The sequence below is a fragment of the Lactobacillus sp. genome (genome assembly GCF_051893255.1).
In the GTDB taxonomy this organism is placed as follows: Bacteria; Bacillota; Bacilli; order Lactobacillales; family Lactobacillaceae; genus Lactobacillus.
Window position 1 is genome coordinate 1 of sequence record NZ_JBJFHB010000025.1, and the last position, 18,181, is coordinate 18,181.

The 18,181-nt window shown below is 49.1% G+C and carries 17 protein-coding genes; 9 read left to right on the plus strand and 8 right to left on the minus strand.

The features are described from left to right. The 5 genes from pstA to ACI4WN_RS02155 form a co-directional block, all read left to right on the plus strand. A partial coding sequence (pstA, locus tag ACI4WN_RS02135; protein WP_439776776.1) for a phosphate ABC transporter permease PstA occupies positions 1-871 on the plus strand: 871 nt, incomplete at its 5' end. 2 nt (positions 872-873) lie between these two features. Continuing rightward, the gene (gene pstB, locus ACI4WN_RS02140; protein WP_008460018.1) at positions 874-1,629 is read left to right on the plus strand and encodes a phosphate ABC transporter ATP-binding protein PstB; all 756 of its coding nucleotides are present in this window, start codon (positions 874-876) and stop codon (positions 1,627-1,629) included. Positions 1,630-1,671: 42 nt separating this feature from the next. Continuing rightward, positions 1,672-2,313, plus strand: coding sequence for a phosphate signaling complex protein PhoU (phoU, locus tag ACI4WN_RS02145; RefSeq protein ID WP_439776777.1), 642 nt, complete (start codon positions 1,672-1,674; stop codon positions 2,311-2,313). Between the two features lie 109 nt (positions 2,314-2,422). Continuing rightward, on the plus strand, positions 2,423-3,100 hold the full coding sequence (locus ACI4WN_RS02150; protein WP_439776778.1) for a response regulator transcription factor: 678 nt from the start codon (positions 2,423-2,425) through the stop codon (positions 3,098-3,100). Then, the gene (locus tag ACI4WN_RS02155) at positions 3,100-4,746 is read left to right on the plus strand and encodes an ATP-binding protein (protein ID WP_439776779.1); all 1,647 of its coding nucleotides are present in this window, start codon (positions 3,100-3,102) and stop codon (positions 4,744-4,746) included. Before ACI4WN_RS02150 ends, ACI4WN_RS02155 begins: the two co-directional genes overlap by 1 nt. Before the next feature lie 53 nt (positions 4,747-4,799). Here the strand turns inward: ACI4WN_RS02155 and bsh are convergent, their stop codons facing one another. Next, positions 4,800-5,774, minus strand: a complete 975-nt coding sequence (bsh, locus tag ACI4WN_RS02160) for a choloylglycine hydrolase (RefSeq protein WP_439776780.1) — start codon at positions 5,772-5,774, stop codon at positions 4,800-4,802. A 271-nt stretch (positions 5,775-6,045) separates the two neighbouring features. On the opposite strand from bsh, the gene ACI4WN_RS02165 reads away from it, so the two are divergent. Together ACI4WN_RS02165 and ACI4WN_RS02170 are read left to right on the plus strand one after the other, a co-directional pair. Further along, positions 6,046-6,747 (plus strand): ABC transporter ATP-binding protein, encoded by a 702-nt coding sequence (locus ACI4WN_RS02165; protein WP_439776781.1) that lies wholly within the window; start codon positions 6,046-6,048, stop codon positions 6,745-6,747. A 9-nt stretch (positions 6,748-6,756) separates the two neighbouring features. Further along, on the plus strand, positions 6,757-9,330 hold the full coding sequence (locus tag ACI4WN_RS02170; RefSeq protein WP_439776782.1) for an ABC transporter permease: 2,574 nt from the start codon (positions 6,757-6,759) through the stop codon (positions 9,328-9,330). 397 nt (positions 9,331-9,727) lie between these two features. On the opposite strand, the gene ACI4WN_RS02175 is transcribed toward ACI4WN_RS02170, so the two are convergent. Next, positions 9,728-10,384, minus strand: coding sequence for an NUDIX hydrolase (locus ACI4WN_RS02175; RefSeq protein ID WP_439776783.1), 657 nt, complete (start codon positions 10,382-10,384; stop codon positions 9,728-9,730). Between the two features lie 86 nt (positions 10,385-10,470). Here ACI4WN_RS02175 and ACI4WN_RS02180 point away from each other — a divergent pair, with 86 nt between their 5' ends. Continuing rightward, positions 10,471-11,502, plus strand: coding sequence for a hypothetical protein (locus ACI4WN_RS02180; protein WP_439776784.1), 1,032 nt, complete (start codon positions 10,471-10,473; stop codon positions 11,500-11,502). Positions 11,503-11,563: 61 nt separating this feature from the next. Here ACI4WN_RS02180 and ACI4WN_RS02185 read toward each other — a convergent pair whose 3' ends face one another. Beyond that, a complete protein-coding gene (locus ACI4WN_RS02185) occupies positions 11,564-12,121 on the minus strand; it encodes an NUDIX hydrolase (RefSeq protein WP_439776785.1) in 558 nt (185 codons plus the stop codon). Between the two features lie 127 nt (positions 12,122-12,248). On the opposite strand from ACI4WN_RS02185, the gene ACI4WN_RS02190 reads away from it, so the two are divergent. Next, complete coding sequence (locus ACI4WN_RS02190; RefSeq protein ID WP_155859245.1) at positions 12,249-12,437, plus strand: hypothetical protein; 189 nt, start codon at positions 12,249-12,251, stop codon at positions 12,435-12,437. A gap of 436 nt (positions 12,438-12,873) precedes the next feature. Here ACI4WN_RS02190 and ACI4WN_RS02195 read toward each other — a convergent pair whose 3' ends face one another. From ACI4WN_RS02195 to ACI4WN_RS02215, 5 genes are all read right to left on the minus strand, one after another. Beyond that, positions 12,874-14,412, minus strand: coding sequence for a YfcC family protein (locus tag ACI4WN_RS02195; protein ID WP_439776786.1), 1,539 nt, complete (start codon positions 14,410-14,412; stop codon positions 12,874-12,876). Positions 14,413-14,928: 516 nt separating this feature from the next. Further along, positions 14,929-15,702, minus strand: a complete 774-nt coding sequence (locus ACI4WN_RS02200; RefSeq protein WP_439776787.1) for an energy-coupling factor ABC transporter ATP-binding protein — start codon at positions 15,700-15,702, stop codon at positions 14,929-14,931. After that, positions 15,686-16,513, minus strand: a complete 828-nt coding sequence (locus tag ACI4WN_RS02205) for an energy-coupling factor ABC transporter ATP-binding protein (protein WP_439776788.1) — start codon at positions 16,511-16,513, stop codon at positions 15,686-15,688. The genes ACI4WN_RS02200 and ACI4WN_RS02205 overlap by 17 nt, the downstream gene beginning before the upstream one ends. Next, positions 16,492-17,256, minus strand: a complete 765-nt coding sequence (locus tag ACI4WN_RS02210; protein WP_439776789.1) for an energy-coupling factor transporter transmembrane component T — start codon at positions 17,254-17,256, stop codon at positions 16,492-16,494. Before ACI4WN_RS02210 ends, ACI4WN_RS02205 begins: the two co-directional genes overlap by 22 nt. Then, positions 17,256-17,855, minus strand: a complete 600-nt coding sequence (locus ACI4WN_RS02215; RefSeq protein ID WP_439776790.1) for an ECF transporter S component — start codon at positions 17,853-17,855, stop codon at positions 17,256-17,258. The genes ACI4WN_RS02210 and ACI4WN_RS02215 overlap by 1 nt, the downstream gene beginning before the upstream one ends. Between the last annotated feature and the right edge of the window lie 326 nt (positions 17,856-18,181).

Sequence of the window (18,181 nt, forward strand, 5' to 3'; positions counted from 1 at the left end):
CCGTGCTAAGAAAAAAGATCGGTTTATGACCGGCGTCTTCTACGCCATCGGCTGGATCATGCTAGCATTCTTGCTGTACTTGACATTCACCATCATTTTTGATGGTATTAAAGGATTCAGCCCAGACTTCTTAGGAGCTGCCGGCAACGGGATCTTTAACCAATTCTTTAACACCATTTACTTAGTTTTCCTTTCACTGCTGGTATCAGTCCCAATCGGGATCGGCGCCGGGGTTTACCTGGCTGAATACGCCAAGGAAGGCAAGTTCTTGACCATGGTGGAAGTAAGTATTGAATCACTTTCTTCCTTGCCATCCATCGTTATCGGTTTGTTTGGCTACTTGGTCTTCATCATGTGGACGGGGATGAGCTGGAACATCGTTGCTGGTGCCTTGACCATCTCCATTTTGTCAATTCCCTTGATTACTACTGAAACTAACAACGCGATTCGCTCTTTGCCAATCGAATACAAGGAAGGTTCTCTTGGCTTAGGTGCCACCAAGTCAGAAACCATCAGAAAAGTTTTGATTCCAGCTGCCATGCCGCAAATCCTGACTGGGGTGATCATGGCTGCCGGGCGTGGCTTCGGTGAAGCTGCCGCCTTGCTTTACACTTCAGGTCAATCCACTTACGTTAACTGGCATAACTTCTGGAAGATTACCTCCCCAACCTCACCTTTGAACCCATTCAGAAGTGGTGAAACTCTTTCACTCCACATCTGGGTTATGAGAACGGAAGGGGCTTTGAACCCAAAGGCAACCGAAATTGCCAACTTCACTTCAGCTGTCTTAGTTGTACTCGCACTGCTCTTTACTTTAGTTACCCGCCGCATTTCAGACAAGATGCGCAAGCGCAATAACGGAGGAAATTAATAATGGAAGACAAGATTACTATCGAAAACCTGAACCTTTACTACAGCGACTTTCACGCTTTGCACGATGTGAACATGCACATCCAAAAGAACGAAATTACCGCCTTTATCGGGCCATCTGGTTGTGGTAAGTCAACCTTGCTTCGCTGCTTGAACCGGATGAACGACCTCGTTGAAGGCTGCCGGATTGAAGGCTCAGTTAAGTTAGATGGTACCGACATTTACGGCGGCGACCTGGACGTCACTGTCTTGAGACAAAGAGTCGGCATGGTCTTCCAAAGACCAAACCCATTCCCAATGAGCGTTTACGACAACGTTGCTTACGGTCCCAAGATCCACGGCGTTACCGACAAGCAAGAACTTGACGAAATCGTTGAAACTTCCTTAAAGCAAGCTGCTATCTGGGACGACTTGAAGGACCGTTTGAACAAGTCAGCCTTGGGTCTGTCCGGTGGTCAACAACAACGTCTTTGCATCGCCCGTGCCTTGGCTGTTAAGCCAGAAGTCCTGCTGATGGACGAACCAACTAGTGCCCTTGACCCAATCTCTACTTCTAAGATCGAAGAATTGGCTTTACAATTAAAGAAGGATTACACCATCGTGATCGTTACCCACAACATGCAACAAGCGGTCAGAATTTCTGACAAGACTGGCTTCTTCTTGTTGGGTGACCTGGTAGAATTTGGTGAAACCGACCAACTCTTCTCCATGCCTAAGGATGAAAGAACTGAAAGATACATTACTGGTCGTTTCGGTTAAAGACCAGTAATGATGATCAGTTAGTTTTAGAAAGGTAGAAAAATGACAAGATCAAGATTTGATGAAGAACTTGACAGCTTGCAAAAGTCTATGGAAGACATCGGCAAGTTGTGTAAGGAAGCCATTTTAGAAGCAACCAACACCTTGTTTACTGGCGACTACCATGAAGCAGAAGATTCAGTCAACCTGCACCGCCGCATCCACAAGAGCGAACGGGAAATTGAAGACAGCTGCTTGCGCCTGTTGATGGAGCAGCAGCCAGTTGCGACCGACTTGCGGGTGATCAGCTCCTCTTTGAAGGCCGTTTATGACTTGGAAAGAATTGGGGAAATTGCCGCTGACATTGCTGAACTCGTTTTGAACGAACACCTGTCAATTGCCAACGACCAATTGAACCTCAAGTCCATGGTCCAAACTTCAACCAGCATGGTTGACGATGCCGTTACCGCCTTGTCAACCAAGAACATGGAATTGGCTCAAGCAGTTATCGACCGCGACGACATCGTTGACGACGACTTCGACAAGGCTAGAGAGATTTTGATTAACGACTTCAGCAAGGACGGCAATCCAGAATACCTGATCAACCTGATGATGGTTGCCAAGTACTTGGAAAAGATCGGTGACCACGCAGTCAACGTTGCCAAATGGACCAAGTTCGTGACGACTGGCAAGGCCGGAAGATAAGTCTTGGAAAATTTGCTAAATTAATATTCTTCCTGATCTATCTGCATAGCAAATGTTTCTAAGCTATAATTAGAGTAGCTATTTGCAGATAGATTAGGGAGAATTTTTTATGACTGAAATATGGTGTGTGGAAGACGACGAGAGCATTCGCGAAATCGAAATGTATACTCTCGAATCGATGAATTTTAAGGTCCGCGGCTTTGAAGACGGGACGACTTTTTTCAAGGCCTTAAGCGAAAAGCACCCGGATCTGGTGATCCTGGACTTGATGCTGCCTGATGAAGATGGGAGCGATATTTTGAAAAAGCTCCGGAGCAACTCATCAACCGAAGAATTGCCAGTGATCATTGCCAGCGCCAAGACTGCCGAATATGATAAGGTGAAGAACCTTGATTCTGGGGCAGACGACTACCTGACCAAGCCTTTTGGCATGATGGAAATGGTGTCCCGGGTCAAGGCAGTATTAAGGCGAACCAACCATAAAAAGGAAGACAAGATCGAGAAAGACGGGATCAAGATCCTGCTCAAGCGGCATGAGGTTTATGTAGATGGTCAGGAAATCGAGCTGACCTTGAAAGAGTACGGCCTCTTGAAGCTCTTGATCACCCATCCTGGGACCGTTTTTTCCCGAGAAGAAATTATGGATCAAATTTGGGAAACGGGCTTTTACGGTGAAACGCGCACGGTGGACGTTCACGTAAGAACCTTGAGACAAAAATTGGGTGAGGCTGGTAGCCATATCGAAACGGTGCGCGGGGTCGGTTATCGCTACCATGAAGGGAATTAATGTTTAAAAAAATATTTCGGGCAGTCTTTTTATCAACGGCAGTCATGTTGGTCTGCTCGGTGGTTCTGAGCGCAATTTTTTTAGGGATTGACTATGACCATAATGAAGTCAATGCCCTGGCTTCCCAAGCCGATTTAGCGGCCAGCGGTGTCAACAATGGGGGACGGAAGTATTTAACTCAGCTAAAGGGCGAAAACTACCGGATTACCTGGATTGACGCTAAGGGCAAGGTCCTTTACGACAACGAGGAAAACCCAGCTAAAATGGGCAACCACGCTAAGCGTAAGGAAGTGGCAGAAGCCATGAAGACGGGCGAAGGACAAAGCGAGCGCTACAGCACCACCTTGTCGACCGTCACCATGTACTATGCCAAAAAACTGAAAAATGGCGGCGTGATCCGGGTAGCGGTCACTCGGAATTCCATTTGGAAGACGATTTTGCAGCTGGTTACGCCGATGCTGATCATTTTGCTTTTGGCCGTAGCAGCTTCTTGGTTCGTGGCCAAGAAGATTTCGCAAGCCATCGTCAAGCCGTTAAACCAGCTGGACCTGGACCAGCCGCTTGAAAGCAAGAGCTATGAGGAAATCAAGCCGCTCTTGACGCGTTTAGACAGTCAAAACAAGCAGATTGCTGACCAGATGGAGCAGCTCCACCACCGGGAGAAGGAATTCAAGACCGTCACCGATGCCATGCAGGAAGGCTTGATCTTGATTGACCTGGATAACAAGGTCCTGCTCTCTAATCCAGCGGTGGTGTCGCTGCTTGGCTCTAAGTCCAGCGAAGCCTTGCCAGACGACGTGAAAAAGATCATCGACCAAGACAAGCGCAGCGTCCACACCGAAGGGATCGTGGAAAGAGAAGGACGCAATATCGAGATTAGTGCCAGTCCAATTTTTTCAAGAGGGGTCCTCAAGGGGACGTCAATCTTGGTTATCGACGTGACCGAAGAATACCAGGAAGAACAGGTTCGCCGGGAATTTACGGCCAACGTGTCGCATGAACTGAAGACGCCGCTGCAATCCATCATGGGGTCGGCGGAACTTTTGGAAAATAACCTGGTTAAAGAAGAAGACCGGAAAGCCTTTTACCAAAAGATTCATGAGTCTTCAGCACAGCTGTTGACTTTAATTGATGACATCATCCGCTTGTCTCACCTGGACGAAAATCCGGAATTTGAGGAAGTGCGGATGAACCTGAAGAGTCCGGTAACGGAAGCCATCGAGGCCTTACAGGCGTCAGCTGACAAGCATGAGATTGAATTGAAGACGGCTTTGGCGGATACGGAAATCAAGGCCAACTTCCGCCTGGTTTACGAAATTGCCTACAACCTGATTGACAATGCTATCCGCTACAACAACCCTGGTGGCCAGGTCAAGATCGCGGTTAAGGAAGTTCGCGGGCAAGCCATTTTGCAAGTCTCTGACACGGGGATCGGGATTCCGCTGGAAGCTCAAAGCCGGATCTTTGAGCGCTTCTACCGGGTCGACAAGTCCCACAGCCGCAAGACCGGCGGGACGGGCCTTGGTCTCTCCATTGTTAAGCACGCTGTGCAGCAGTGCCACGGGACGATTCGCCTGGAAAGTGAACTGGGCAAGGGCTCAACCTTTACGGTGGTCTTTCCCGCTTTAAAGCAGGAAGACCAATAAAAAATGCTCGGCTTTGGCCGAGCATTTTTGCTGTCTAGGTATTATTTTTTACATTAATTATCCAAGTGGATCTGCAGCTGTCTTTGAAGCGGATAAACGGACAATTCACTACTATCCAAATCCGTCTTGTGCATGTCGATGGCGTGGATGTCGGAATTTTCATAGGTGGTGTAGTAGTAGATTCCCTTTTCCTGGTTCATGCAAGAGGAATAAATAGTGTATTCGTACTTGCCTGGGGTTACTTCACACAGGCCCTTGACCTGCTCAACTGAGTAGAGGATCTTCAAAAATTGGTTGACTGAGCTGACTTCGTCGCTCTCTCCTTGGCTGTTAAATTTGGTGAAGACGCAGCGGATGAAGCGGGACTTGCTAGACAAGTCGCCTGGCAGACCCAGGCCGCCCATGCCGCGGGAATATTCGTCTAATTCTACACCTGGACCAAAGGTGTGTTCCTTGTGGTGGGCAGAGAGGGCAAAGTAGTCGTTTAGGGCAAACTTCATGATTGGGAATGGCGGGTTGTTGGTCATGACCCCAACCGGGTTGTCATAAACATGCAAGCCGTCTTTCATGGATTCAACGACGATAGCACCGGTCTTGTCGGCGATCATCCAGTGCAGGGTTGAGAGCGGGAAGTCTTTAGAAAAAGCCTCGTTTGAAATAGAGATCTCGCTTAATTCCTTTTTAGCTTCAGCTAGGTCTTGGCAAGTGCCCAGAATGTAAGGGATCAGCTCAAAAGAGGTGATGTTCTTTTTCCCTTCTTGGTCGTCAAAGTAGTAGGCGTTGCCTTCAAAGTTGAGGCCTGCCATAGCCAAGCCCTTTTCGTTGACGGCATCATAGTAAAGGGGATAGTTGCCCGCCACCGTGGCCATGCCGATGATGGCGTAGTGGCTGGACAAGTCATCGACCTTCCGCATTGGGAAGACGTAATTGCGCGGCGTAACCGTCACGGTTTCATTGTAGGAAAAATCTAAGTCTAAGTTGCGGCCAAAGTAGTGGTCCGCAGTGTGATAGGTAATTGCTGTACACATAAAAGTTTTACCTCCTTACAATTTGTATTATAGGTTCCTGCTCAAAAAGTTCAAGTCTTGAAGAATAGGAAAAAACTGCTACACTTATTTTTAGATAGTTAACATATTTACTGAGAAAGAAGGGTGTGCCTTGGCCAAGTCCCTGGTTGAGCCAGCGGCGGAGGAAATTGTTGAACTGTAAGCATTTTCGTGTTTTTTCCCTAAAAATTGGCTATGATTAAGGTAGATAAATTGCGAGTTATTTACTTTAGAAAAAGGGCAGGTGGGGAAAATGGCCTATATCGATGTGAAAAATTTAACCAAAAGCTACCAAATGGGGGCCAATACCATTTACGCCAACCAGGATCTGACTTTTGCGATCAATGAGGGCGAATTGGTGATTATCTTGGGGGCATCCGGTGCCGGCAAGTCGACTTTTTTAAACCTTTTAGGCGGGATGGACCAGGCAGATTCTGGCCAGTTGGTTGTTGACGGGACGGACTTAGTCAATTTGAGTGAGTATCAGAAAACCGAATATCGGCGAAAAGACGTTGGCTTCGTTTTTCAGTTTTACAACCTGATCCCCAACCTAACGGCCAAGGAAAACGTGGAGCTGGCCGTAGAGATTGCGGGTAGTCAGTTGGATGCAGGAGCCGTCTTAACCGGCGTGGGCTTAAAAAACCGGATCGACAACTTCCCTGCACAATTGTCGGGTGGCGAGCAGCAGCGGGTGGCCATTGCCCGGGCGGTAGCAAAGCAGCCAAAACTCCTCTTGTGCGATGAGCCAACGGGGGCGCTGGACTATGAAACGGGCAAGCAGGTCTTGCTTTTGCTCCAGGACATGGCACGGAAGAAGGGGGCGACGGTCGTGATCGTGACCCACAACGCGGCGCTGGCCCCAATTGGCGACCGGGTGATCCACTTAAGGGATGCCAAGGTGGAAAAAGTGGAATTGAACCCGCATCCCCAAGATATCCAGACGCTAGAATACTAGGTGATCCAAATGAAGCTGAAGAAGTATTGGAAGACGGTCTTTTCGGCTATGACCGGGTCGCCGGGCCGCTTTTGGTCCATTGTTTGTCTGCTAGCTTTAGGTAGTGCCACTTTGTTTGGCCTCAAAGTCACGGGGCCCAACCTGGAGAGTGCCGGGCAGCAGGTGGTCCAAGAGCAAAAAATGGCAGACTTTCAAGTCGTGTCGAATTTGGGCTTTTCCAAGAGCGACCAAAATGAACTGAAGGGGCAAAAGGGCGTAACGGCCGACTTTGCCTATGAGGAAGAGGGAACTTTGGGGAATAAGTCAATTAGACTTTTTTCCCTGCCAAAAATCTCAAAACCCATCCTGGTCAAGGGGACTCTGCCCAAAAAGAATAATGAGGTGGCCCTTAGCGCCAACTTGCAAAAGCAGTACAGGCTTGGGCAGAAAATTACCATCTCCTTGGACAAGAGCAGTCAACTGAAAAGCAAAACTGGCAAAGTGACGGTCACCGCCTTTGTCCAAAGTCCCGAATTTTGGGCCAACAACCTGCTGGGGACCAGCACCAAGGGGACTGGGACCCTTGAGGCTTACGCCTACCTGCCGAAAACGGCTTTTTCTGGTGACTACACAGTTGCACGGATTCGCTACCGCAATTTAGCCAAGTACTCTTTTGCCAGTTCCGCTTATCAAAAAGCCATCAAGACCCGGCAGCAGAAACTAACGACCTTGCTTGCGGATAACGGAAAAAAGCGGCGCAGCGAGCTGGTTAGTGTGGCTAATAAAAAGCTTCAGGCCAGTCAAAAACAGCTTGACCAGCAAAGCAGCCAATTAAAGCTGGCTAAAATGGCTGGTCAAGACGTGACAGCTGCAGAAGCCAAACTTCAGGCTGCTCAAAAAGAACTTAATGGGCACAAGGAAGAGATAACTTCACTCCCGCAAGGGACGTACTCTCTCTACACTCGGTCGACCTGGCCGGGCGGGGACGGCTACAGTTCTTACAAAAACGAAGTTAATGCCGTGAAGGCAGTGGCCAATGTCTTCCCGATTATTTTTTACCTGGTGGCGGCGCTCGTCGTTTTCACCACCATGACCCGCTTTGTTGACGAGGAGCGGCAGAATTCGGGTTTGCTGCGGGCCTTGGGCTACAGCAAAAAGACTGTAATGGGCAAGTTTGTGATCTACGGCCTGGTGACCAGTATCCTCGGCAGCGCAATTGGCGTTATCCTCGGCAACTACGTGATCGCCCCGGTCGTCAACAAGATTTGCGTGCGGGGGATGATCATCCAAAAAGTGGTGCTTGGCGTCTATCCAGGCTATCTGGTTTTGATTCTGCTTGCGGCCTTGCTGGCCGCGGTTTGGCCCAGCTTCTGGGTGGCCAGACGGGATCTGAAAGATGTCCCCGCAAGCCTGCTTTTGCCCAAACCGCCAGCTGCGGGCTCTAAGATTCTGCTTGAAAAAATTACTTTTGTCTGGAACCACCTGTCTTTCCAAGGCAAGGTGACGGCGCGGAATATTTTCCGCTACAAGCAACGGATGCTGATGACCATTTTTGGCGTGGCGGGATCGGTCGCCTTGCTTTTTACGGGTCTGGGCATCCGGTCGGCGATTTCTGGCATTGTCAACCGGCAGTACCAGGAGATTTTTTCCTATGATTTACTGGCTGTTGAGAAAACTGGATCTAGCTCAAAGGCGAAGAAAAAGCTGGAACAAAAAGTCAACCAGCTGGGACAAAGCGAGTGGATCTACTATGGGACCAGTGATAACTTCGTCAAAGGCAGCAGTGAATCGCAGACAATATCCGTGATCGTGCCACAAAAAGCCCTTAAGCTGATCAACCTGGATAACCGGAAATCTGGTAAGAAGATTGCCCTGCCCAAAACAGGTGCGGTAATTTCGGAAAAAGTGGCTAAGCTGGCCGGGGTTAAGGTTGGGGACAAGTTGTCCGTTAACCTGGCTGGCCAAAAGCGGCAAGTCAAGGTACGCGCCATCTGCGAGATGTATGCTGGCCACTACCTCTTCATGTCGAAGACGGCTTTTGAAAAAGCGACGGGCAAGAAGTACGAGACTAATAGTGCCCTGGTCAAGCTGAAAGGTGCTAAAATAGCGGCAAGCAGCAAGGCACTGCTGAAATTGTCCGCTATGCAAGCCGTGATCCAAAACCAGGCGATGATCACCAACCTCAAGCAGACCGTCAATTCTCTGCAGACGGTAATGATCATTCTCTTGATCTTGTCGATTTTGCTGGCGGTGGTGATCCTCTACAACCTGACCAACATCAATGTGTCAGAGCGGGTGCGGGAACTGTCAACCATCAAGGTGTTGGGCCTGCACAACCACGAGGTGACCAACTACATTTACCGGGAAACGGCGGTTTTATCCATTATCGGGATTTTTACCGGACTGCTTTTAGGCAGAATCATGGACTTGAAAATCCTGGAAATGGTGGCGGCCGACGCGGTGATGTTTGACCCGGCGGCCCCCTGGTTCGTGTACCTGGCGCCTTTTGCCGAGATCGTCATAATCTTAGGGATCTTGTGGATGGTCGTTGACAAAAAGCTGTCCAAGATCGATATGCTGGGGTCTTTGAAAGCGGTTGATTAACATTTTACCTATATTTAATCTAAGGAATAAGAGCAATTTAACATCCTAAACTTATGCTAATAAGTGAAGGGGGAAAAGGGCATGACTCGCATTAGATTATGTAAGCCGGCGAACCCAAAGTTAAGCTACTGGAGCGTTGTAGCCTTCATAATCTTAGGCATCATCGCTACTGCCTTCTTAGGTCTGCAGGCATAGGAAATTATCTACCGTATCACTTTCTCAGTACTCAAGAACTCTGATAACTCTATAACTCATCATAAAACCAAAAGTAATAAGCCATGGCAATAGCTGCCATGGCTTATTTGTTTGTGTATACTTTTGTAGAAAGTTTCAAGTGAGTTACAATAATCTACAAATTTTAAAAATGTAAATGTCTTGTAATACTTCTTTGCTACAATTACTTCCAGAGGTCGCTGACAAAGTAGGTTAGCGCCGTCCAAGTCACTAGCGGCAAGTAGTGGCCATAGTCATCCCGGCCGTTTTTCAGAAGCTTTTTAGCCTCAGCCTTGTCAACCAGCTTGAAGTCGCTAAAAAGTTCGGTGCCTTCAGCCCCGTTGTGGTTGAGCTCAGACAGATCGTCTACGTGGGCCACGGCCTTGACCAGGGCGTTGCTTTCATCGCTGAAGCCGGTCGCGGTAAAGACCAGGGGCGAGAGCAGCTCCATTTCGTCCGTATCCTTCACGGTCAAGCCGGTCTCTTCCTTGATTTCCCGCTTCATGGCGTCCAGAATTGGATTTTCTTTTTTCAAATCGGCGGGATCGATCAAGCCTGCCGGCAGGCCCAACATGTAAGAGCCGGTCGGGTAGCGGTATTCGTAAAAGAGCAAGAGCTTGTCTGCTTGACCCTGTTCCTTGACGATGACAAAAGCCGTTGCGGCGTCGGGCAGCTCCTTACCCAGTTTGTCCTTGTCCATGTAGGCAAAAAGGGTGTCCGGCTTTCTGCGAGAGGCGTCGTAATAGTGGACGCCGTTTTCATAGGCCAGGTCGTAGAGATTCAAAAATTGGGTAGATGCCAAAGCCTTGCTTTGGTCACGGTTTAGCTTAGGTTCTTTCAACTGCATTGCCTCCTTATATCTACCTTAATTTTACTTCAAAATAGTGGAAAAAGATTTTTTAACAGCAAAAGATGAATGGAAAAGTAATGAAAAAAGCAAAAAGTATTGTGGTGCTAGCCTTGGCGGCATTTCTTCTTGGGGGATGCGGGCAAAGTCAGACGAAGACAAGTAAAAAGGCGGCGACCAAAACCACCCAGACCAAGAAAAAGGCGACTGGCGCCTTGGCCAAGCTGAGCGCCGGGCGAAAGCTCCTTTACTGGACGGTCTACTGGGACATCGACAAGCCTTGGCAAACGATCAAAAAAGAAGCCAGCAACATTGACGCGATCGGCAACTTCGCGGCCCTGTACGACGAGACCAATAATAACAAGCTTTTTCTCGCCGATGGGTCCAAGACCTTAGACAAGCGGATGGAAAGCAACAATCAGACCAAAAAGATCGACCGCTACATGACCGTGGTCAACGACACCAAGACCAGCGACAAGAGCACGGACTTGGTGGACAGCTTGATTTCGACCAAGGCTAAGGCGAAAAAGCATGCGCAAGAAATCGTGGCCCTGGCCAAGAAGAACGATTTTAATGGCATCGAGATCGACTACGAGCAAATCCGCGACAACACCAGCTTGTGGAAGGAATTTATTGTTTTTGAAAAAATCCTCTATCAGCTCTGCCAAAAAGACAAGCTGAAGCTGCGGATCATCCTGGAGCCGTCAACGCCGGTCTCCAAGATCAGCCTGCCCAAGGGGCCAGAATACGTGATCATGTGCTACAACCTCTACGGCTATGGCACTGAGCCGGGGCCTAAGGCCAACTTCAAATTTTTGAAAAAGACTGCTAAGGACTTTGAAAAGCTGGGCAACGTTTCATACGCCCTATCAAACGGCGGCTTTGACTTTGACGGCGACACGGTTGTTTCTGTAACGACCAGCGACGTGAACAAGCTTTTGAAAAAATACAAGAAGACGCCAAAGCGCGACTCTAAGAGCGGGGCGCTCTACTTCAGCTACGGCTCCCACACCGTGTGGTACGCGGATAACGCGACTCTGCTCAAGTGGGCCCAGTGCCTGGACCAGGCGACTGGCCACAAGGTCGGCATCAGCGTTTGGCGGATGGAATAAGAAAAAGCGAAGACGATTGTCTTCGCTTTTTAGTTTGGGTTAGTTACCAAAAAGTGCGGCGCTACTTATCAGCCAGGTGGCCGCGGAGCAGTTTCAGCCCACCAACCGGCGTGCAAAAGCCCGGATCACCGCTGGTTGCTTTTTTCCAAACGTCATCCAGGTCAAACCAGGCGACGCCTGAAACTTCTTCTTCCTGCAGGATCAAGTCGCTGATTTCGACCGGCTTGTCGTAAACGTGGACGAAGGCCACTTCCCGGTTGTGGAAGGCGCTGCCGTGGAAGACCTCATCATAGTTATTATGGAAGGTTCCGATAAAAGTAAAATCGCTAGGCGCCGCATGGATGCCCAGTTCTTCGCCAAGTTCGCGGATAATCGTTTCAAGCGGCTCGTCACCGGCATCAATGTGACCAGCCGATGAAGTGTCGTAGCATCCCGGGTAGGAGTCCTTGATGTCCGACCGCTTTTGCAGCAGCACTTCCCAGCCGCTTGGGGTGTCGCTTTTTCTCACAATCCAAACTGAAGCTGTTCGGTGCCACACGCCATCTCTGTGCGCTACTTCTCTTTCAACGGTTCGGCCGAGTGGCTTGCCCGTTTCGTCAACAACGTCTAAAATTTCCATTTTTTGCCTCACAATCTATGTAACCAGTGTAACACGAACTGCAAATTTAAACATTTTTCCCTGTTGAAAAAATAATGAATGCGCTATAATAGAGGTGGAGATAGAAACTTCACTGGAGGCGATTAGGATGTTACGCAATGAACGTGGAGAAAGAATCTTGATGAGAATGCCAGTTAAAGGCGACATGGCTTTGACTTTGTCAAAGAGACACAGTGATGAGCATGAATTGCCAATTCACCATCACCACCACCATGTACACCGCAAGCTATTGGCATTAGCTGGTTTGGCACTGATTTGCCACCACTTGAAAGATTAGGAGTATTTAAAAAATGATCTGCAGGGATGCAGATCATTTTTTTGATTTCTAGATGGGGACTGGGGGAGATAGTTAGCCAGGCGGATTTTTGACGCGGGATTCCCCCAACATTAGTTAGCCAGACGGATTTTTGACAGTCGATTCCCCCAACATTAGTTAACCAAGGCTGTTTTTGTGTTTTGATTCCCCCAATATTAGTTAGCCAAGGCTGTTTTTGAGGTTGGATTCCCCCTAATGTAGTTAGCCAAGGGGATTTTTTGCAGTTGATTCCCCCAATATTAGTTAGCCAAGGGTATTTTTGGCGATGGATTCCCCCAATATTAGTTAGCCATGGACTTTTTGGATGATGGATTTCCTCAAACGTTGTCAGCCATGGACTTTTTGGATGATGGATTCCCTCAACCGTTGTTAGCCAAAGACTTTTTTACAAAAAAGCCTAGTAAACCAGCAGGCCAATTCCAAGGAAGACCAGGCAGATCACGAATTGCAGGATCAGCTGCTTCCAAATGAACTTGAACCAGCGGTCAAAGCCGATGTTGACCATGGCCAGAGACATCAAAATCAGCCCAACTGGCGCAATCAAGCCGATGTAGCCCTGCCCCCAGTTGTAAGCATCTATCACGCTGGCCCGGTCAACCCCAACGACGTTGGCCAAAGGTGCCATGATTGGCATCGACAGGACTGCCAGGCCAGATGATGACTGGATGAAGAAGCCGAGTACGATGTAAATCAAGAACAGCACCCAGACAAAGGCCAGCTTATTCATCCCCGTGATTTGTTTGCTGAAAAAGTACATGATCGTGTCACTGGTGTGGCTGTTGTCCATGACGATGGAAACGGCGCGGGCTAGACCAACCGTCAAGGCAACGCCCAGCAGGTCGGCAGCACCGTTTACGAAACTTTCCATAAACTTGTGCTCAGACAAGCCAGAGACCAGGAAGAGCAGGTAGGATACGGCCAAAAAGACGACCGCAATTTCAGTGAAGTACCAGCCCTTGCTCTGGACGCCCCAGATCATGACTAAGAAGCCAGCCACAAAGGTAAGGAGCGTCAGCTTTTGTCTAATGGTAAAGCTGCTCTTTTCCTGATTATTGGACAAGTCGAGGTACTTTTTCTTGTTTTCCTCGTATTGGTCGTAGACCAGCGACTTGGATGGATCCTTTCTAACTTTTTCCGCGTAAATGATGGTGTAGATCATCCCGCAAGCGACGCTGACCAGCAGCATGACGATACGGAGCGGCAGGGCCCGGGCAAAGTTAACGCCGGCAGTGTTTGACGCGATCACGGTTGAGAAGGGGTTGATGGTGGAAGCCAGGGTCCCCAAGGTGGTGCCGAGGAAGATCGTGGCCACCACGGTCATCGTGTCATAGCCCGCTTCCAAAAAGACCGGGATCAGCATTGGGTAAAAGGCCATAGTTTCTTCGGCCAGGCCAAAAGTGGTCCCGCCGAGGGCAATCAGGCCCATGACGATTACGATTAGAAAAATCTGCTTGCCCTTGATATGGTTTGACAGGGCCTGCATCCCGGAGTTGATGGCGCCGTTAGCATAAACGACCCCGATAATCCCGCCCAGGATCAGGATAAAGGTGATGATGTCGATGGAATCAGCAATCCCTTGGACCTGGGAGGTCAAAAATTCCTTAATCGCCTCCCAGATGGTGGGCTTTTTCATCTTGATCCGCTTGTATGAGCCAGGAATGGCGACCGGCTTATAGATGGTGCCGTCGATCAGCTTTTTGGCATCGATCTGAACCTTGTATTTGTCAAGGGTGGCTTGGGTAGCCGGCTCGTGCTTTACCTTGCCGCTAGGCTCAGTGATGGCGAAGTCCTTTCTTGAGCTTTCATATGAGACCGTCGCGTAGTTGCCGGCGGGTATGAAGAAGGTCAAGACTTGGACCATAAACAAAACAATGATGATAACGGAATAAGCGGTTGGAAATTGGTGCTTGCGCCGCTTTTTCTCTTTCTTAAACATGATAAATCACATCCTTATTTTTCCTCAAAACATCTCTTACACTTTTATTGTAAAAACAATTCCCAAATTATAGCAAGCGCTTTCAGCAAAGACTAAGCTAACTTTTACCTGGTTTTAAGTTGATTTTTAGGTAAAAAGCTAACTGAGAGTTAGGGCATGGAGGGTAGGTTCCCCCTGATCTAGGTAGCCAAGGCGTTTTTTGAGTTTGAATTCCCCCTGATGTAGGTAGTCAAGGCGTTTTTGGCACGGGATTCCCTCAAATGTTGTTAGCCATGGACTTTTTGGACGATGGATTCCCTCAACCGTTGTTAGCCATGGATATTTTGGGTGACGGATTCCCTCAAATGTTGTTAGCCATGGACTTTTTGGGCGATGGATTCCCTCAAATGTTGTCAGCCAAGGCAGTTTTGGAGTTTGGAATCCCCCTAATGTAGTTAGCCAAGAACTTTTTTCAGTCAAGCTTCCCCCTAATATCCGCAGCCATAAAAAAAGAAGCCATAATTGGCTTCTTTGGTACTAGATTTCGGCTAAAGACAGGCAGGGCGTGGCCATTTTTAGCATTTTAGACAATTGGTAGATCCGGGGCGCTAGCAAGCCGTTGTCTTTCAGCAGCTGCTCATTTTCAAAAAAGCCCCGCGGCAGGCCATCGTAGGCGACTTGCCCACCGGCCATGACGCAGATCCGGCTGCCCATCTCGGCCACCCAATCCATGTCGTGGCAGATCATGATGATCGTTTTTCCTTCATTGATAAGCTCGTTAAAAATCTGACTGACCAGCTGCCGGCTGGGGTAGTCCAGACACATCAGCGGCTCGTCAAATAGGTAGATGTTGGGGTCAAGAGCCAGCACGGTGGCGAGGGTCAGGAGCTTTTTATCAGACAAGGACAGGTCGTAGGGATTCAGGTCCTTGAATTTGGTTAGGCCTAAGCGGTCCAGGGTGGCCATGGTGCGCTGTTCGACTTCGGCTTCTGGCAATTTCAATTGTTCTAAGCCCCAGGCGACTTCCTTGTAGACTGTCGAATTAAAGATCTGGTCGTTGGGGTCCTGGAAGGTGTAGCCGATCTTGGTCAGGCGGCCGTCTGCCAAAAAGTTTTGCAAATTTTCACCGTCAAAATCAATCTCCCCAGCAAAATCGATGAGACCAGCAACGGCTTTGAGCAGGGTGCTTTTGCCCGCACCATTTTGCCCGATCAGGGTGGTCAGGCCGGGCGCAAAGACGTACTCCGGCAAATCCAGGGAAAAAGGGGAGCCTGGGTAGGAATATTGTAAGTTCTTAATCGTGATTTCCATAAGCAGCAGCTTTCATTAATTCATCAGCGGTGACAGGATAGTGGCCGTCAAATTTGTAGCCCAATTTTTCGCCCATTAAAAAGGCGGTAGGCTTGGCTACTTGTTGGTCACTGGCAAATTTCATGAAAACATCGGCTGGCTTGCCAGTCATTTGCAATTCGCCGTCTTCTAAGATCCACAATTGGTCACAGACCTCGGCCAGGTCATCGACTTCGCTAGAGGCGATAATGACGGGGCAATCCAGCTCTTTCAGCCAGGCAAAAAAGTGCTGCCGGCCCAGAGGGTCCATCTGGCTGGTGGGGTCATCGAGCAAGAGGAGGTCCGGCTTTAAGGCGATGATCGAAGCGATGGCTAGACGCTGAATTTGGCCACCGGATAGGGCAGTCGGAGCCTGGCTTAAAAAGTCTTCCAAGTCTAATTTTTGGGCGACGTCGGTAACTCTTTTTTCAATTTCGTTTTCTTCCAGGCCCTGGTTGTAAAGGCCGAAGGCAATCTCATCAAAAACGGTGTCGGCCATGCCGGACAGTTGACTAGCAGGGTCTTGGAGAACTAGGCCAATTTGCTTGTCAGCCAGCCAAGCCGCTAAGTCTTGGCCGTCCAAGGTGATTGTGCCGCTTTTTTCCGCCGGGATGACCTGGTCCAAGATGCCAGCCAGGAGGTAGAGCAGGGTGCTTTTGCCGGCGTGGCTGGGGCCGATCAGGCCGACTTTGTTGATCTCACTGTGAATGGTGAGATTTTTTAAAGCCAGCTCGTCAAAGCCGGCGTAGTTGAGGCTGACCTGGTCAAAGGCTACTTGCAGACGATTTCCCATATTTTGACTCCCACTAATAATAGGCTTAAAAAGGTTAACAGCCGGTGGCAGACCCGGTCTTGCCAGTAAGTTCTCTCCAGTTTTGGCACCCGGCGAACTGGGCTGTCGTAGCCGCGCAGCTCTAGCGAGATCGACCGGTTCATGGCTTCTTGGAAGCTTTTGACGATCAAGGGGACGAGGACTGGCATTAAGGTCTTGGCCTTAGACCAGAGGCTCTTAGCCGGCTGGATCCCGCGCGCTTTCTGGGCAAAGCGGATTTTTTGCAAATTCCGGTGCATCTGGGGCAGGATGTAGCAGACCGACATCAAGACGTAGACCTGTTTGAAAGAGAGACCGCTTTTTTCCAAATAACGAGAATTTTCAGAAAGCGTGGTGGTTTCGATGAAAAAGCTCGTGGAAAAAATGATTACCAGGATGCGCGAGCCTAGTAAGAGAGCGTGCTTTAGGCCTTCTTGGTAAAAGGCGAGCGTTCCAAGCTGAAAGGCGACCGTTTGGTTGCTCGGCCAAAAAAGTCCCTGGATGATCACCATGGTGACGATGATAAAGAGGCTGAAAGCCGTCATCGCCCAGAGGGACTTTTTGGTCGGCAGGGCAAAAACCAGGGCCAGGGTGAAGACCAAGACGATGCCCGCTTCCACCAGGTTCTGGGCGCAAAAGGCTGCCAGAGTGAAAAAGAGGATCAAGAGGAGCTTGGTCACGGGGTCAACGCTAGCCGTGGAACTAGCAGACTTGGCCGCATCCATTAGCGGTTCCCCTTGAAAAAGTATACTAGGCGCTTAGGCATTTGCTTGTAGATGAGGTAGGCCAAGTAGGCGACGATGACCTTGTCCAGGAGATCTAAGACGAATTCGTCAGCAAAAGAAGCGATCCAGATGTTGATGTGGTGGGCAGTCATGTAGGCAAAAAGTGCGTCGCCCCAAGCAATGCCAGTTTGTCCGCCCCAGAAGATGACGTTGAGCGGGGTGGAAATAACGGATGAAACCAGGGCAATCACGATGGCAGCTGGCAGCACCTTGCCGGCCTTGTCGAAGTAGCCTTTTTCATAAAGAATGCCGACAGCCAGGCCAATGCCGATGCTAGTTAAGCAATAAACGGTGGAGATTGGCGACAGGGTCAGGCCGTAGATGATGTTGTTGATGAAGCCGCTGATGGCGCCGGCGACGGGGCCGGCCAACATGCTGGCTAAAAAGGTGCCAAGTGACCCCAGCCAAACCGGGAGCTTCAAGCCTTCGGCGAAGGCCTTAGCCACATAGTTGATGCCGACAGCGGCCGGGATCAGTGTCATCGTTGCTGCTGTCAGGCGAAACTTCCACATACTGCGATTTTCATTCTTAGCTTCCATGAATTAAATACCTCGTTGAGAAATAGATTACTTGCTATGTCTCATTAGCTGCGCAGGGAAATGAGCAACCATCTTATAAAAGTAAAGGTAACCTTTACTTTTACCCAGGTGATTTACTGAAATCTTAGCACTGCTTTTGGAGCTTGACAAGTTCTTTTTTACACATTTTTAACGGGAATGGTGTTTCGGGTTTAATGAACAAGCGGTTACAATAGCGGTAATATGGGAGATTCGCTTTTGGGGAAGATTTTTTTACTTGGTAAAAAGATCACAAGGGTTGGGGTGCGTTAGTTACTAAAAAGTGCGGCGAGGGTGTGTTAAAATCG

What these genes read in the sequence shown, in the direction of transcription:
- pstB (WP_008460018.1), top strand. Translation starts at nt 874, where the DNA reads ATGGAAGACAAGATTACTATCGAAAACCTGAACCTTTACTACAGCGAC.
- phoU (WP_439776777.1), top strand. Translation starts at nt 1,672, where the DNA reads ATGACAAGATCAAGATTTGATGAAGAACTTGACAGCTTGCAAAAGTCT.
- ACI4WN_RS02150 (WP_439776778.1), top strand. Translation starts at nt 2,423, where the DNA reads ATGACTGAAATATGGTGTGTGGAAGACGACGAGAGCATTCGCGAAATC.
- ACI4WN_RS02155 (WP_439776779.1), top strand. Translation starts at nt 3,100, where the DNA reads ATGTTTAAAAAAATATTTCGGGCAGTCTTTTTATCAACGGCAGTCATG.
- bsh (WP_439776780.1), bottom strand. Translation starts at nt 5,774, where the DNA reads ATGTGTACAGCAATTACCTATCACACTGCGGACCACTACTTTGGCCGC.
- ACI4WN_RS02165 (WP_439776781.1), top strand. Translation starts at nt 6,046, where the DNA reads ATGGCCTATATCGATGTGAAAAATTTAACCAAAAGCTACCAAATGGGG.
- ACI4WN_RS02170 (WP_439776782.1), top strand. Translation starts at nt 6,757, where the DNA reads ATGAAGCTGAAGAAGTATTGGAAGACGGTCTTTTCGGCTATGACCGGG.
- ACI4WN_RS02180 (WP_439776784.1), top strand. Translation starts at nt 10,471, where the DNA reads ATGAAAAAAGCAAAAAGTATTGTGGTGCTAGCCTTGGCGGCATTTCTT.
- ACI4WN_RS02185 (WP_439776785.1), bottom strand. Translation starts at nt 12,121, where the DNA reads ATGGAAATTTTAGACGTTGTTGACGAAACGGGCAAGCCACTCGGCCGA.
- ACI4WN_RS02190 (WP_155859245.1), top strand. Translation starts at nt 12,249, where the DNA reads ATGTTACGCAATGAACGTGGAGAAAGAATCTTGATGAGAATGCCAGTT.
- ACI4WN_RS02195 (WP_439776786.1), bottom strand. Translation starts at nt 14,412, where the DNA reads ATGTTTAAGAAAGAGAAAAAGCGGCGCAAGCACCAATTTCCAACCGCT.
- ACI4WN_RS02200 (WP_439776787.1), bottom strand. Translation starts at nt 15,702, where the DNA reads ATGGAAATCACGATTAAGAACTTACAATATTCCTACCCAGGCTCCCCT.
- ACI4WN_RS02205 (WP_439776788.1), bottom strand. Translation starts at nt 16,513, where the DNA reads ATGGGAAATCGTCTGCAAGTAGCCTTTGACCAGGTCAGCCTCAACTAC.
- ACI4WN_RS02210 (WP_439776789.1), bottom strand. Translation starts at nt 17,256, where the DNA reads ATGGATGCGGCCAAGTCTGCTAGTTCCACGGCTAGCGTTGACCCCGTG.
- ACI4WN_RS02215 (WP_439776790.1), bottom strand. Translation starts at nt 17,855, where the DNA reads ATGGAAGCTAAGAATGAAAATCGCAGTATGTGGAAGTTTCGCCTGACA.